Raw genomic sequence first — 13,987 nt, 5'->3', positions numbered from 1 at the left:
CGATTTTCCTTTACACTAACCAGAATGTGTTATTGTAAGTTAACTTTGTTAAGCAGAAAACCAAACTAACCAAATTATAACCATGTGTAATTGTATGAAATTTTATGTGCCTTTGGCATGTTCAGGCATTTCGTGGTGCATCTTGATCACGAAAATATGAAGAGACTTTACTACCCAGTTATTTTTATTTTAATGTTTTCGGCTTGTAAGCAATCAAAAAAAGATGCAGCAAATGCAGTCGCCGAAAATCCATTGTTTAAATTGTTGGATTCTGCACAAACCAATGTTCTTTTTGCAAATAATATCAAAGAAACTTTCGAACGAAATGTTTTTAACTACCCGGCATTCTATAACGGCTCAGGTGTTTCTATAGGAGATTTAAATAATGATGGGCTGGAGGATATATATTTTTCCGGCAACATGACATCGAATAAGCTTTACCTGAATAAAGGTAATATGAAGTTTGAGGATGTGACAGCTATTGCAGGTGTTACAGGGCGAATAGAGGGGTGGAAAAACGGAATCAATATGGCTGACGTTAATGGCGACGGGCTGTTAGACATCTATATATGCTATTCGGGTAAATATCCTGGCGAGAACAGAAAAAATCAACTGTTTATTCATAAAGGGCTAACAGAAAAGGGCATTCCTCAGTTTAAAGATGAGGCCGAAATTTATGGAGTTGCGGATTCTTCTTACAGTACACAATCCTATTTTTTTGATTACGATAAAGATGGAGATTTGGACATGCTACTCGTAAACGAGAACATTAGGGTACTTACTGAGCTTGACGATATTACTATTCAGGAACTTCAAAAAACTCCAGATAATATGTCTGGAACCAAATTGTTTAGAAACGAAGGAGGACATTTTAAAGATGTTACCCTTAAGGCAGGCTTGCATAGTTCAGTATTGTCTTACGGATTGGCTGCGGCTACCTCGGATGTAAACGGAGATGGCTGGCCAGATATTTATGTGTCAAACGACTATGCAGTCAGGGATTATTTATACATCAATAACAAGGACGGAACTTTTACTGATAGGTTAACTTCAAGCCTTAAGCATGTTTCTATTTTCTCAATGGGAAATAGTGTCGTAGATATAAATAATGATGGGTTAATGGATATTTATACGCTGGATATGATTCCTGAAGATAATCGTCGCCAAAAACTGCTCCAGGGATTTGATAACTATGAGTTTTTTGACTTGAATTTACGTAATGGCTTATATTATCAATATATGCGTAATATGCTTCATGTCAATAATGGTAATGGAACATTTAGTGAAGTAGGCCAATTGGCAGGTGTTTCTAATACTGACTGGAGCTGGGCACCTTTATTTGCTGACTTTGATAATGATGGCTGGAAGGATCTTTTTGTGACCAATGGCTATCTGCACGACTTTACGAATATGGATGTGGTAAAGTATAATGCTAATTATTTCAATAGCATAAATGGTGATGTTGAACCCCGGCATATTTTAGATATGTTGAGCAAATTACCATCTTCTGATGTAAAGAACTATATCTATAAAAATAAAGGTGGTTTTGATTTTGTAAATAGGTGTTTTGACTGGGGGATAGATATTCCATCAAATAGTAATGGGGCTGCATATGCTGACCTTGACAACGATGGTGATCTGGATCTGATCATCAATAATATAAATAAACCGACCTTTATTTATCAAAATCAGGGAGACCCGACCACTCATTATCTTAAAATAAAATTGGCCGGAGTAAAACAAAATACCAAGGGAATAGGAGCTAAAGTTACGATCTATTCAGATGCTAAGCGTCAGTCTTTAGAGCAGATGCCTTCAAGGGGTTATTTATCCAGTGTTTCGCCAATCTTGCATTTTGGATTAGGTAAGAAAAATACAATTGACTCAATTTCAGTGGTCTGGCAAAGTGGTAAAAAACAAGTTTTGGCCAAAGCTAAGGCTGATCAATTATTACTGTTAAATGAAAAGGATGCTCTAGAGAATTACATTCCGCCAGGTATAAAATCTACATTATTTAAAGAAGTGACATCCCCAATAGACTTTGCTAAAAGTAAGAATGGTATCAACGACTTCAAGCGTCAACCATTAATGACCAATCCGCAATCCTTTGTTGGCCCTTGCATGGCAAAAGGCGACGTAAATAAAGATCGCCTGGAAGATGTTTATGTTGGAGGAAATAAGAAGGAGCCAGGTGTATTATATATCCAGCAGAAAAATGGCAAGTTTATTAAAAATCAAAAACCTTTTGAAGGTGATAAGGATAGTGAAGACGCAGACGCAGTTTTCTTTGATGCTAACGGCGATGGTTTTACCGATCTGTATGTTGTAAGCGGTGGATATCATAGTTTTAATGTTGTCGACCCATTATTGCAAGATCGTTTATATATTAATGATGGAAAGGGAAATCTTTTAAAATCAACCGGTGCTCTTCCCGAAATGCATGTGAGTAAAAGTTGTGCACGTGTAATAGATTTTAATGGAGATGGACATCTAGATGTTTTTGTTGGAGGTAGGGTGATCCCGGGGCTTTATCCGGAATCCCCTAAGAGCTATCTTTTAATAAACGATGGTAAAGGTCGTTTTACAGATCAGTTAAGTCGTATTTGTCCTGAATTAAATCAAGGCGGTATGATTACTGACGCTGCATGGATAGATTTAAACGGGGATAAAAAAGCTGATTTAGTTACTGTAGGAGAGTGGATGCCGGTTAATGCATTCATTAATACAAGCGGAAAATTAGTAAATAAAACCAAAAGCTATTTTGATAAGGAATACAGTGGCTGGTGGAATAAACTTCAGGTTGATGATTTTAACGGGGATGGCAAACCAGATTTAATTGTTGGAAATCTTGGCTTAAATAGCCAATGTAAGGTCAGCGATAAAGAGCCCGCTGAAATGTATTATAAAGACTTTGACGCTAATGGTGCCGTTGATCCTATTCTATGTTTTTATCTGATGGGGAAAAGCTTCCCTTATATAACGAGGGATGAATTATTAGATCAGATGAGTATAATGAGACCACGGTTCTCAAATTATACAAGTTATGCTGATGCAACATTGAAAGATGTATTTACAGCAGATGAATTAAAAGGTGCTAAATATTTAAACGCCAATTGTCTTAAAACTACTTATTTTCAGAGTGGAACCGACGGGCGTTTTCATGAAAAGGATTTACCTGTTCAAACACAAATGGCTCCGGTTTATACCATTACTTCAATTGATTATGACGCAGATGGTCATAAAGACCTGCTATTGTGTGGAAATATGAATCAGGCAAGACTTCGCTTCGGAAAATATGATGCTAATTATGGAATACTGTTAAAAGGCAACGGTAAGGGCATTTTTAGCTATATACCTCAGTATATATCCGGGTTTAAGTTACAAGGCGATGTTAGAAGTGTAATCGAGATCAACAATACGATTGTTTTTGGCGTTAATCAGCAAGGTGCAAAAGCCTATCAGTTAAAAGGAAAATAGAACCACTATTATTTATATGAGAAAACTATTGTTTTTTAGTTTGTGTGTAATGTGCTTTGCCGCATGCCGCAACAATGGGAAGTCGCCGGAACTTAGTAATAAGGATATTGCTAAAGTTTTAGATGAAATGACTTCACTTATGATCCACGATGTAACAAATCCTCCACTTGCTGCCAGGTTTTTTACTTACGCAAGCCTTTCCGGTTATGAGGTAGTTGTACAAAATGACTCTAATTGTATTTCAATGAAGGGGATATTGAATGATTATCCAGAAATTATAAAACCATCTGTTCCCGGAAATCATTCTTATCAGTTGAGCGCTATTTTGGCTATGATTGCAACGGCAAAGAAAATGCAGCCATCCGGAAGTTTGTTCGAAAAATATGAGCAATCATTTTTAGATTCCTGTAAAAAAATAGGATTCTCTACCGAAGTTATTGAGAATTCTAAATCATATGCTCAGCAAGTAAGTAAACAGATATTAGGATATGCCAAGGCCGATAAGTATAACAAGATCAGTAACTATCCCCGCTATACACCTCTAAATATAGAAGGCAGCTGGTATCCAACTCCGCCTGCTTATTTCCCACCGGTTGAGCCGTATTTTAATACCATACGTCCGTTTGCGTTAGATTCCTGCTCTCAATTTAAACCAGCGTCTCCTGTTCCTTTTTCTAAGGATAAGAAGTCTGCGTTTTATAAAATGATGTTGGGTAACTATGTAGAAGGAGGGACGGGATTAACACCAGAACACAGAGCCATAGCTGCATTTTGGGATTGCAATCCTTTTGCATTAAAAAGTGATGGACATTTGTTAACCGGCATGAAGAAAATCTCTCCAGGAGCACACTGGATAGGCATAGCAGGGATTGCATGTAAGCAGTCTAAGTTTAATTTCTCTAAATCTTTAGAAGTGTATACCATGGTATCTGTTGGTTTAACAGATAGTTTCATTAGCTGTTGGGACGAGAAATTTAGAAGTAACAGGATACGACCAGAAACTGCTATTAGGAGCTATATTGATCCCAAATGGAAGCCATTATTACAAACCCCTCCATTTCCAGAGTATTTAAGTGGGCATTCTTGTATTTCCGCTACGTCTTCTGTAATACTAACCCATTATTTTGGTGATAATTACCATTATACGGATGATGTAGAAGAAAAATATGGTTTGCCATCCAGAAAATTCACCTCATTTAAAGAAGCAGCAAGAGAAGGAGCAATGAGTAGGTATTGGGGAGGCATCCATTTTATGGATGCTATAGAAAATGGAATGACTACTGGCTTTGGTGTTGGGGAATTGGTCATCTCTAAATTGAAAGCAAAACAATCTTAAAAATAAACCAAACAAACTAAATATATAACCTAAAAATCAATTATGAAGAAAATCTTTACCACGCTCGCTATTGTTTTAATCACCGCTAAAGTTTTTTCCCAGGGATGTGTAGCGATCCGAAGCACCGGAGGGATTTGTGCAATGACAGAACATCCTGATAGTTCGCTAACATCTGATGGTGGAAGTTGGGTTTTGAATGTGAATACCCGATATTTTATGTCGAATAAGCATTTCAAAGGCGATGTTTATCAAAAAGAGCGGATTAAGGCTGGAAATGAAGTTATCAACCATCAGTTTGCTACCGATCTTTCCCTGATCCGAGTATTCAACAGCCGTTGGTCTGCAATGATAGATGTTCCAATTATCTCCAATGCCAGGTCTTCCAAGTATGAACATAATGCACCACCAAACCTTAATGACGAAAGACACAGTATGCACTCATTTGGATTGGGTGACATTCGGGTTGCAGCTTATCGTTGGTTGTTCAATCCTGCAACCAGCCCAAAAGCAAATGTTCAGGTAGGATTAGGGATTAAATTTGCCACTGGCGTTTATGATTATCAGGATTACTGGCAAAATGTGGGCCCTGGTAAAAAGCCAGAATTACGTACCGTTGATCAGTCAATTCAATTGGGTGATGGGGGAACAGGCTTAACTTTTGAAATCAATTCATTTGCTAACATAAAAAATAACCTTGGTTTGTATGCTAATGCTTTTTATTTAAGTAATCCACGCCAAAATAATGGGGTAAGAACTTATCGCGAATTGGTAAGCCCTTCATTAGCAAACGAGGCAATTAGTAGTGTTCCCGACCAGTTTATGGCAAGGTTAGGAGCCAACTATGCTTTAAATAAATTAGTGGTTTCGGCAGGCGGACGAATTGAAGGTATTCCAATTCATGATGTTATTGGTGGAAGTGGAGATTTCCGCAGACCAGGATATGTAATTTCAGTTGAGCCAAGCCTTACTTATCAACTAAGCAAGATAAATATATATGCATCAGTACCTGCTGCAGTATACAGAAAAAGAACTCAAAGTGTTACAGACAGAGCGCGTTCAACTGCTACAACATTTGTAAATGGAGATGCTGCATTTGCTGATTATTCTGTCAATTTAGGAATTTCTTTAAGACTGTAATAATTTGAATAGATAGCTGTCCATAAAGCACAATCGTGCATTATGGACAGTTTTTTTGTTTCTATGCCTTTGGTAAATGAATATATAATTGTAATTTGAAGGAAACTAAACACCAATGAGACTGAAACAGAGCATTTTAATGCTCTGTCTTCTGCTTGCTTCCTCTGGGTGCAACATGTCAAAAAAGACAAGTCAGGGGAATGTGAAGGGAATAACCGACCCTGACCTAAAGCAGTTTGCAGAGCATATCCGTACCACTGAATTTCAGACACCTGAACAGGAGCGTGCGGGATTTAAATTACCTCCAGGGTTCGAAATTACACTTTATGCATCTGAACCCGACATAGGAAAACCAATAAACATGGAGTTTGATGAAAAAGGTCGGCTATGGGTCACACAATCATCTGAATATCCAATGGCGGCAGCTCCAGCAAAAGGTCATGATAAAATAACCATACTTGAAGACTCAGATGGCGATGGGAAAGCAGATAAATTTATACCATTTGCAGAAAATCTAAATATACCAATTGGTATAATGCCGGCTCAGGAAGGCGCTATTGCATTTAGTATCCCAAATATTTACCAGTTTACTGATACAAATGGAGATTGGAAATCAGATGAGAAAAAAGTAATTCTAGGTGAATTTGGTCACCAGGATACGCATGGGATGGTCAATAACTTTATAAGAGGGTTCGACGGGTGGATCTACGCTTGCCACGGGTTTACCAATACTTCGACAATTGCAGGTACGGATGGCGATTCCATTACCATGGTTTCTGGAAATACATTTCGTTTTCAGCCTGATGGAAGTAGGGTAGAGCAAACCTCATATGGTCGTGTTAATCCATTTGGCTATACATTCGATGAATGGGGTTATTTGTATTCAGTTGATTGCCATTCTAAACCAATTTATCAATTGATCAGAGGCGCTGAATATCCCCATTTTGGTAAGAAGTCGCCAGCCATGGGTTTTGCTCCTGAAATGATGAGTTACGAGCTTGGGTCAACAGCGCTATCTGGCTTAGTATATTATTCTGGAGAACAGTTTCCTGAAGAATACCGAAACAGTTTTTATTCAGGAGATGTGGTTACCTGCCGGATCAATAGAAATACAATGTCTTTTACCGGTTCATCACCAGAAGCTAAGCGTCAGGAAGATTTCTTAATCAGTTCCGATCCATGGTTCAGGCCCGTTAACATTAAAACTGGACCTGATGGTGCTTTATATATTGCTGATTTCTATAATCGTATTATTGGGCATTATGAAGTACCTCTGGATCATCCACTGAGAGACCGTCAAAGTGGAAGGATCTGGAAAATTACTTATAAAGGCGATAAGAAACATAAAGATAATAAGCTTAAAGATTGGTCAAAAGCAAACCTTGCTGAACTGATTAAAAACCTAAATCATCCTCAGCTTAATCTAAGGATGATGATTGCCAATCAAATTGTTGAAGGTTATGGTGAAAAGTCAGTTGATCAGTTAACCAGCAAACTTAAATCATCCAAAACCGATTCAAGGTCTTACGTTCAGGCTTTGTGGATTTTGTTTCGTTTAAGGGCTTTGCAGGACGGGGTTCTAGATAAAGCACTTGATCATAACGATGCAGTGATTAGAGTGCATGCATTTAGAATACTTGCCGAGAAAACAGCTATGTCATCAAAATATCATGCTAAAGCATTAAACGCATTAAAGGATACAAGTACACATGTACAACGTGTTGCATCAGAGGTGTTGGGTAAATATCCAAAAGCTGAGGCGATTGAGGCTTTACTGCCGGTTTACTCTGGCTCTGGCGAACGGGATAGTCATTTAAAATACACTGTTCTATTAGCTATACGAGATAACTTAAAGGATACTGAAGTAATGAAAAGCGTTCTTGCTCGGAATTGGAATGAGGAGCAATTAAAAGTATTGATCAAAGTTATTCTGGATGTGCCATCCAAAGAAGCTGCACTATTTGCAATGAGGTATCTGCAAAACCATAATTTATCACATCAAGAACTGGTTTCTAATTTAGAATATATTGGTCGTTATATGGGTGCCGAAAATTTGAAGCAACCTATTGAGTTTATCCAGAAAAAGTTTTCTGATGATCTTGGTGTGCAGTATACATTGTTTAATACCATGCAGCAGGGTTTACGGCAACGGGGAGGTAAATTGACACCTTCAATGAAAAGCTGGGGAATCACTCTGGCCCAAAAGTCATTAAAAAATAGCTCAGCTACCTCTAATCTCTGGAGTAATAAGCCACTTGAACAAACAGGCGATCCGATAAATCCATGGTCAACAATAAATCATGCAATTATTGCAGAATTACCTGCTCTTAAAGTAATCTGGAGTGAAATTAATGGTTATCCTCCAACTGGTATATTGGTTTCTCCTGATTTTGTTTTACCCTCATCTTTAGCGTTAAGTGTATTTGACAACGATGTACATAACACTGAATCTAAAATAGGTGTTTCAAAAAATGCTGTTCGAATTCGTTTGGCCAAATCTAAAAAAGTAATTGCCTCTTATCGCGCAGTGTTTGATGATAAAATGGAAGCTAAAGAACTTATGAAATCGGTTAAGTTCAATTTAGAGCCTTATAAAGGGCAACTGGCATTTCTCGAAGTTGTTGATAGCACCAAGACCGGATCTGTTGGGATTGGAGGAATAATACCTGCTGTTTTAAATATCCCGGATAAAGGAGTGGCGGAAACAGCCGCACGCTATACTTTGGCTGCTGAAATTGTAAGCGATTACAAGGTAAGGGAGCTGGAACCAGAAATGGAAACGTTAGCAAAAGCAGGCTGGGCCGATTATAAGACACGGGCTGCTGCTGCAATGGCTTTGATGAGCTTAAATCCTGCTAAGCATCAAGCACTAATCTCCGAGATATTTTTAAGTTTTGATGAGAGTCAGCTGTTGAAAGAAAAGATTGCTCAGGTAATTGGCCAGGATAATTCTAAGAGTCGATATGCCCTATTACAAAAAGGTTTTGAGGGAAGTCAACGCAGCTTACAGCTTACAATTGCAACTATACTAGTCAACTCTGAAAAAGGTATTGATTACGTTTTGGCATCCGTTAAACAAGGTCATGTAAAATTTGATCTTTTATCTGAATTGCCAATAAAAGAGGGGCTTGCTGCAAATATTAGCTCAAAACAACAAAAACAATTAGATCAGATGAGCTTAGGCCAGGCCTCAGAGAGCGCAGCACGGAAACAGCTGATAACATCCCGATTGTTAGATTTTGATCCTTCCGCTGTAACTGTTGAATCTGGTAAAGCAATGTTTATACAGAATTGTAGCATGTGCCACCAGATTAAAGGAAATGGCGGCATGATAGGTCCACAGCTCGATGGTATTGGAAACTGGGGCCAAAAGGCCTTGACAGAAAAGGTATTAGATCCAAATCGTAACATTTCACAAGCTTTTAGAACATATAATATTGTTTTAACCAATGGAAAAGTGCTAACCGGTTTGTACCGCAGAGAAGAGGGTGAAGTATTGGTGTTTGCGAATCCGGGCGGACAGGAATTTTCTGTTCCTAAAAATGAAATTAAAGAAAGAAAACCTTCCAAATACACACTAATGCCCGATCAATTTAGTAAAACCATTGCCAAAAAGGATTTTGATGCATTGCTTAAGTATTTGTTAAGTGTAAAAGAATAGATATTGAGTTATCCATAATAGAAAGATAAAAATGAAGAAAATAAACAGACTACTAATTGCATGTTTAGTTGCCGGTATTTCACTGCTTGGCAATGCTGGGTCAGCGCAGGTGAAAAATAAAAATGTAAAAGAAATACATTTTAAAAAGCATACGCTAACCAATGAATTTATCTCAGAAGGATCAGCCGTTGGTGATTTAAATAAAGATGGTAAAATGGACATCATTGCCGGAGCATACTGGTTCGAGGCTCCAGATTGGAAACAACACGAGTTTGATGAACCTAAGAAGTTTGATTGGAAAAATGCCTATAGTAATTCATTTCTAAACCATGCAATGGATGTAAATCAGGATGGTTGGTTAGATATTATTCGAGTCGATTTTCCGGGAGAACCCGCAGTTTGGTATGAGAATCCAAAGAATAAAGAAGGACACTGGAAAATGAGAACACTGTATTCATCTGTAGGAAATGAGTCGCCGCGCTTTGTAGATGTTGATGGGGATGGAAGAACAGATCTGTTATGCGCAGATTCCAAGGGGAATAAAGTGGTTTGGTTAAAGGCGCCTGTTTTAAAGGGCGATACTACATGGGCAGTACATGTAATAAGCGATGTAAAAGACAGGGGAACTCATCAGTTTACTCACGGTTTGGGCTTTGCTGATATCAATAAAGATGGCAGGGCTGATGTTTTTATTAAAGATGGATGGTGGGAGGCCCCGGTTGACCCTGAAGCCTCTAATTGGACATGGCATCCGGCAAATTTTGGTGATGACTGCTCTCAAATGTATGCAATTGATTTGGATGGCGATGGTGATATGGATGTCATTAGTGCTTCTGCTCATAATTATGGAATTTGGTGGCATGAACAGCTGAAAGATGATCAAGGGAATACAACTTGGAAACCTCATGAAATTTCTAAATCATTTTCACAAACCCATGGCCTTGCACTGATAGATATGAATCGGGATGGTCATCCTGATCTGGTAACGGGAAAACGTTTTTACGCACATAATGGACACGATCCTGGTGAAGAAGAACCTGCTGTTTTATATTGGTTTGAATATAAACCGGGAAAAATTCCCTCTTGGACTCCTCATCAGATTGACGACAATTCTGGGATAGGCTTGCAAGTACTAACTCAAGATATGAATAAGGATAAACTCATAGATATTGTTATCGGAAATAAGAAAGGTGTGTTTTATTTTGAGCAGGTAAAGAAGTAGTATTTTTTGTATATTTATGATAACCAAATATTTAATGAATGAAAAAGCAATTAACGCTCCTAATTGTTGCTGCATTTCTATCGCTCGTAGCATGTAAAAAAAAATCAGGATCTGAACAGCCGGAGTCAACTCCTGTTAAGTTATTGTCCAGAATAATAGAGGTAAGTGGGTTTCCAAAGCCAACTACAACATTTACGATATATACTTATGATGAAAAAAAGAGGATAAGTACAATAAAAACTGGCGGTACAACTACTACTACCTATAGCTATCATGGTGACGAGCTATTTAGCATAGATACAAAGTTCGGTAATAGCAGGAATCTTGCGGAATTTTCGTATGCTGATGGAAGGCCAAAACAAATAGTCAGGAAATTTTATGCTGATGGAGAGTTACAAAAACAGGTCACTCTCGGTAATATTTATACAGGAGATAAGGTTACCGAAGTTCACTTAAATGAATCTGGAACTGTTGCGCAAAAGCGATTTTATCGGTATTCTGGAGATAATATTGTCGGGTACGATAGTCAAACTGATATATTTACGACAAAGGAATCCACTTTTGGAACTAAAAAAAGCATGTATTTTAATTCACGATTAAAATACATTAATGCGGCCGAGAACTTTGACAGGTTTTCAGCTAATGATTTGCTAACTTCAGTTATAAAGTATCCAAACGGCGCGGAACTTCGCCAAAAAAACACCTTTACTTACGATGATGATGGCTTTCCTGTAACTTTATTAACGGAGTATACATTTGAATCCGGCGAAAGTGCAGGAACCTATAGATATACTTTTGAGTATAAAATGTATTAATTCTATGCATGATCATTGCTTTAGGAAACTAATGGATGCCATAATGTTTTGTAAGTTTTCCTTGGTTTCGGCAACCTATTGAGAAATTGAAGAAATATGTATTTAATTATTAATCTATGGATGAGCAGCCCTTTTTAGTACTGATTCAGGATCATCAGGGTATTATCCATAAGATTTGCAGATTATACCGTGATAGTAAGGAAGATCGGGAAGATCTTTTTCAGGAAATCACCTATCAACTATGGAAGTCCTTCTCTTCATTTAAAGGTGAAGCAAAGGTAAGTACATGGATGTATCGCATTGCGCTTAATACAGCGATTGCCTCATTTCGAAAAAAAAGACTTGATGTTGAATATCATCCGTTTTTGCCGGATTTGCCTGATGACCAGGTAGATGAAGATTATGCCATTCGACAAGAAAGCTTGTTTGCTACATTAAAACAACTTAATGAAAGTGAAAGGGCTATTGTTGCCCTTTACCTTGACGACCTTAGTTATAGGCAAATTGCTGAAATAATTGGTATTAATGAAAACAATGTAGGGGTTAAACTCAATCGAATAAAACTAAAAATTCAAAAACTTTTAATCAGATAGTTATGGAAACTGATCAACTTAAATTAGCATGGAATGCTATACAAACGCCAGTTAGAACCAGTAAAGAACTAAGCTCAATGCTTATCGAAAGCAAACACCCGGTGCTTAAGGAGATTAGAAAGCAATTTACAATAGAGATAATCGGATGGTCGGTATTTTTGCTTTGCTATTATACCATGTTTGACGGCGATCAAAAGCCCATTGCAATCAATATATTACTCGTTGTATCTGTGCTCTTTGCGCTTATTCATAATATTTTGGGCTATAATTTTTCGAAATACCTTATTAATGGAGGTACAATTAAGTCATCTTTAGAAAGATACCTGTCAAAAATTAAAGTTTATGCAGCCGTATCAATTTCTTCCAGGGCCTTCCTCATCACAGGTTTTCTAGTCTTTTTTACTTATAATATAAACTTTACAACAAGTAAGTACGTTTTGTTGGCTGGAGTTATTGTTGTGTCTATAGTGCAATTACGTTGGTTATTCCTTTTATGGACAAAGCGACTTAAAGTGCTCAACAATACAATTAAGGAATTTAGTTTGGAAAAAGATAATCTGTAGCGCACATTTGTTTTGACTTTAATATATCAATATATCGTATGTATGTGTTTCTGGATTGGTTTTTTACAGCATTACACTTAATCATTATCGGATTTAACCTATTTGGTTGGATTTGGAGAAAGACAAGAATGCTTCATTTTGTTTTTGTACTATTAACAGGAAGTTCATGGCTGATATTAGGTATTTGGTTTGGACTCGGTTATTGCCCAATAACTGATTGGCAGTGGCTAATAAAGGAAAAACTGGGCGAAACCAATTTACCAAACTCCTTCATAAAGTACTTTGTCGATAAAGTAACCGGGGGAGATATATCTTCTACATTTGTTGATATCGCTACTGCTTCATGCTTTATCATAGCAGTATTCTTATCTGTTTATTTAAATTTCATTAAAAAGAAACATTAGCCCAGTATTTGAATAGGGAAGACTTAGAAAATCTTAGCAAGATATCATGGATTAGAGACTCCCTTAAAGCCATACTAATAACAGAGTGTATCATGATTTACTAGAAAGTCTCGACAGACAAAAGTCTGCAGCGTCTGAGGTAAGTCTAACATGTTATGGTGTTAGCTTAGAGATTAAAAATGACTCAGAACAAAATGATTAGAAACAAAAAAAGCATCCTTTTAAGGGGATGCTTTTTTTTAATTTATAAAATGAGTTGATTAACTGATCTTAACATTAATTGCGTTTAAGCCTTTTTTACCTTGCTCAACGTCATAGCTTACTGAATCATTCTCACGAATGCTATCGATTAAGCCTGAAGAGTGTACAAAGATTTCGCTATCACCATTAGCTGGCACGATAAATCCAAAACCTTTTGTCTCATTGAAAAACTTTACTGTTCCTTGTTGCATTATATTGTAATTTAATTATTTCCAAATGTACATTTAATTTATTGAAAAACAGCAATTTATTAAAAATATATTCATTTATTCTTTAATTGAGACTTACGACCTACCTATTTTGATCTTTTTGACGTTATCAAAATAACCACCCCTGCAATCAAAACGATACCTCCGATGTATGGAGGCCAGTTTACACTTTTTTCTCTGTCTGCTGAAATCTGAATAGGGCCGGCATCAATCACCTTTTCCTTTTTTGTGTAGGTAAATCCTGTCCAAATCAGCATAACAACACCAAGAATTATCATTACTAATGCTATTGTTTTGTTCATGGCTATA

11 protein-coding genes are annotated in these 13,987 nt (G+C 37.2%); 9 read left to right on the top strand and 2 right to left on the bottom strand.

The features are described from left to right. The first annotated feature begins 156 nt into the window (after nt 1-156). From AC6CH7_RS12785 to AC6CH7_RS12745, 9 genes are all read left to right on the top strand, one after another. The gene (locus AC6CH7_RS12785; protein ID WP_498263090.1) at nt 157-3,477 is read left to right on the top strand and encodes a VCBS repeat-containing protein; all 3,321 of its coding nucleotides are present in this window, start codon (nt 157-159) and stop codon (nt 3,475-3,477) included. 16 nt (nt 3,478-3,493) lie between these two features. Next, on the top strand, nt 3,494-4,813 hold the full coding sequence (locus AC6CH7_RS12780) for a vanadium-dependent haloperoxidase (protein ID WP_498263089.1): 1,320 nt from the start codon (nt 3,494-3,496) through the stop codon (nt 4,811-4,813). 42 nt (nt 4,814-4,855) lie between these two features. After that, on the top strand, nt 4,856-5,950 hold the full coding sequence (locus tag AC6CH7_RS12775; protein WP_498263088.1) for a hypothetical protein: 1,095 nt from the start codon (nt 4,856-4,858) through the stop codon (nt 5,948-5,950). Nucleotides 5,951-6,125: 175 nt separating this feature from the next. After that, the gene (locus AC6CH7_RS12770; RefSeq protein WP_498263087.1) at nt 6,126-9,611 is read left to right on the top strand and encodes a PVC-type heme-binding CxxCH protein; all 3,486 of its coding nucleotides are present in this window, start codon (nt 6,126-6,128) and stop codon (nt 9,609-9,611) included. 31 nt (nt 9,612-9,642) lie between these two features. Further along, nucleotides 9,643-10,833, top strand: a complete 1,191-nt coding sequence (locus AC6CH7_RS12765) for an FG-GAP repeat domain-containing protein (protein ID WP_498263086.1) — start codon at nt 9,643-9,645, stop codon at nt 10,831-10,833. Nucleotides 10,834-10,871: 38 nt separating this feature from the next. Beyond that, the gene (locus tag AC6CH7_RS12760) at nt 10,872-11,648 is read left to right on the top strand and encodes a hypothetical protein (protein ID WP_498263085.1); all 777 of its coding nucleotides are present in this window, start codon (nt 10,872-10,874) and stop codon (nt 11,646-11,648) included. 116 nt (nt 11,649-11,764) lie between these two features. Then, a complete protein-coding gene (locus tag AC6CH7_RS12755) occupies nt 11,765-12,241 on the top strand; it encodes an RNA polymerase sigma factor (RefSeq protein ID WP_498263084.1) in 477 nt (158 codons plus the stop codon). A gap of 2 nt (nt 12,242-12,243) precedes the next feature. Next, nucleotides 12,244-12,804: a hypothetical protein gene (locus AC6CH7_RS12750; protein WP_498263083.1), complete on the top strand. Its 561-nt coding sequence runs from the start codon at nt 12,244-12,246 to the stop codon at nt 12,802-12,804. Nucleotides 12,805-12,842: 38 nt separating this feature from the next. After that, nucleotides 12,843-13,208, top strand: a complete 366-nt coding sequence (locus tag AC6CH7_RS12745; RefSeq protein ID WP_498263082.1) for a DUF2784 domain-containing protein — start codon at nt 12,843-12,845, stop codon at nt 13,206-13,208. A 260-nt stretch (nt 13,209-13,468) separates the two neighbouring features. Here the strand turns inward: AC6CH7_RS12745 and AC6CH7_RS12740 are convergent, their stop codons facing one another. Both AC6CH7_RS12740 and AC6CH7_RS12735 read right to left on the bottom strand, forming a co-directional pair. Continuing rightward, entirely contained in the window at nt 13,469-13,660 is a 192-nt protein-coding gene (locus AC6CH7_RS12740; RefSeq protein WP_012780707.1) for a cold-shock protein, read from the bottom strand. Nucleotides 13,661-13,764: 104 nt separating this feature from the next. Then, nucleotides 13,765-13,980 (bottom strand): hypothetical protein, encoded by a 216-nt coding sequence (locus AC6CH7_RS12735; protein ID WP_214226099.1) that lies wholly within the window; start codon nt 13,978-13,980, stop codon nt 13,765-13,767. Between the last annotated feature and the right edge of the window lie 7 nt (nt 13,981-13,987).

The sequence above is a fragment of the Pedobacter sp. GQ55 genome, from assembly GCF_059758925.1.
The sequence above is the reverse complement of the archived record's forward strand: the minus strand, read 5'-3'. Positions and strand labels throughout refer to the sequence as shown.